Here is a 1,959-nt window from a genome sequence, read left to right as displayed (position 1 = left end):
TGAGGCAGCACCTGGCACGGCTGGGACGGAAGTCGCTGTCGTTCTCAAAATCGGTGGAGCTGCATGACAAAGTCATCGGGCATTATCTGAACATAAAACACTATCAATAAGTTGGAGTCATTACCCATTTGGCAGAAATATTAAACTCAGCTGTGCGATCAAAAAACTCAATAACGAACCAATAGATATCTTGTTCAGTCGGGAGTTTCATTTCTAACTTTCGGGCTAGTTGTGAAACCAAATTAATTGTCTGTTCGTCAGTCTCAGGTAACTTTGTTGTAATCCCGCCAATTACAAACTTATCTTTTTTTTATCCCAAAAAATTTTCCTAATCCCATGATGTAGAACCCCTTTATGAGAAGTTGCTCAACATAGCAGAACCCTTTATGAAACCCACCTGCCATAAATAGTAGTTATGTAGGCTTGCAGCTTATCGGAAAGCAGATAAGGTCTGTTAATCAAGGCATTGGTTTGTATGATTTAATCTTAAATATTTAACTTGAGCTCTCATATCTTGCAGAAGGAAGGGGTCCTTACGTGACCGTTTCAAGGGCGATATTCTTCGAAACAGGAGGGTGTTGCGTACAAAAAAAATGTCAGAGAGAATGGGGTATGAATAGATAGCGATGTTAAGTGATACTTTGATGAATGAAGTCAGTTCTGTCCAGGTTAATTTCCTTGGGAAACTTTTTAGAAAACCTTCAGTCAATGCGACTTCAGATACGTTGTGGTTGTCACTTCAGGGTAAAGAAGTGGCCCATTACTCTATCAGGTCGATGCGTGCGTTTGCGCATGTTGATGAATCGGTGCTGGGAAGTCAGTTGCGCTTCAGTTCTGATGGTACTGAGATTAAAACCGGTTTTTTGCAAAAAAAAGTAACAGCAATCTTTCTGGAGTTTATTAATCAATCTGTGTCAGAGCATATTCAGGATTATCTGAAGGCATGCTTTTCTGAATTTGATGCTTTAGCTATCAACCATTACCCTCGAGACTCTTGGTCAGAGCAGATCGAAAGCCTGATATCAGAGCTGCACAGGCACTACGTGGTGCAAGCTGATACCTGGAAGAAGTATTTACCCGCCTCGGTTATTGAGAGGATCGAGATGATGTTAAAATTCTTTCCACTGGATATGGCATCTCTGCGTGAACATCATGAAAGCTGCCAGCTCAGGAACCGGGAAGCATTCTTTGATGTTGTGGAAGCTAATCCTCTCACAGTTGAGCAGCGACTGGGCGTCTTAAGGTCTAACGATCGTAATATGGTTTTAGCTGCTGCAGGTACGGGGAAAACCTCCGTCATGGTTGCTAAGGCTCTTGACCTGATCGACAGAAAACTCGCTGAACCTTCTGAAATTCTTGTTCTTGCTTATAACAAGACTGCAGCAAATGAGCTGAAAGAACGTCTGGAAAGCAAAGCAATTAATGGAAGCGTAACTTTAGCCACTAAGCCCTATATTTCTACTTTTCATGCATTGGGCAGGCAGATACTCAGAGATGCAGGTATTTCCACACAGATAAGTGTGTTTGCAGAAGATAATTATAAGCTCAAGCAGTGGGTTACAAAATGGATTTATGAGTATATCAGCGCCGATCCTGCGCGCGTTTTTGATTTGATTGAGCTGACTACGCCTCCCGTAGATGCTCTGCAGTTCAGTACAAAATCGGAGTATGAGAAACATCTACGCGATAACGAATTCAGAACTTTAGGTGGCGAAAAAGTGAGAGGTTACCAGGAACTTTTGCTTGCTAACTTCATGCACGTTAATAGAATTGAATATGAGTATGAATCATATTATGTAACGAAACGACGACTGGAAATTGGGTTTGATTACCGGGTAATGACTCCAACTTATTGATAGTGTTTTATGTTCAGATAATGCCCGATGACTTTGTCATGCAGCTCCACCGATTTTGAGAACGACAGCGACTTCCGTCCCAGCCGTGCCAGGTGCTGCCTCA

General features: G+C 42.2%; 3 protein-coding genes. 2 read left to right on the top strand and 1 reads right to left on the bottom strand.

The genetic code is table 11. The features are described from left to right. Together JS46_RS23815 and JS46_RS22625 are read left to right on the top strand one after the other, a co-directional pair. The coding region (locus JS46_RS23815) for an IS1 family transposase (RefSeq protein WP_019725171.1) at positions 1–110 on the top strand (110 nt) is incomplete at its 5' end. Positions 111–644: 534 nt separating this feature from the next. Then, positions 645–1,856: a UvrD-helicase domain-containing protein gene (locus JS46_RS22625; RefSeq protein WP_160173342.1), complete on the top strand. Its 1,212-nt coding sequence runs from the start codon at positions 645–647 to the stop codon at positions 1,854–1,856. On the opposite strand, the gene JS46_RS22620 is transcribed toward JS46_RS22625, so the two are convergent. Then, the coding region (locus tag JS46_RS22620) for an IS1 family transposase (RefSeq protein ID WP_019725171.1) at positions 1,850–1,959 on the bottom strand (110 nt) is incomplete at its 5' end. The two genes, JS46_RS22625 and JS46_RS22620, sit on opposite strands and share 7 nt — an antisense overlap.

The organism is Pantoea sp. NGS-ED-1003 (assembly GCF_000738765.1).
Lineage (GTDB): Bacteria > Pseudomonadota > Gammaproteobacteria > Enterobacterales > Enterobacteriaceae > Pantoea > Pantoea septica.
The sequence above is the reverse complement of the archived record's forward strand: the minus strand, read 5'-3'. Positions and strand labels throughout refer to the sequence as shown.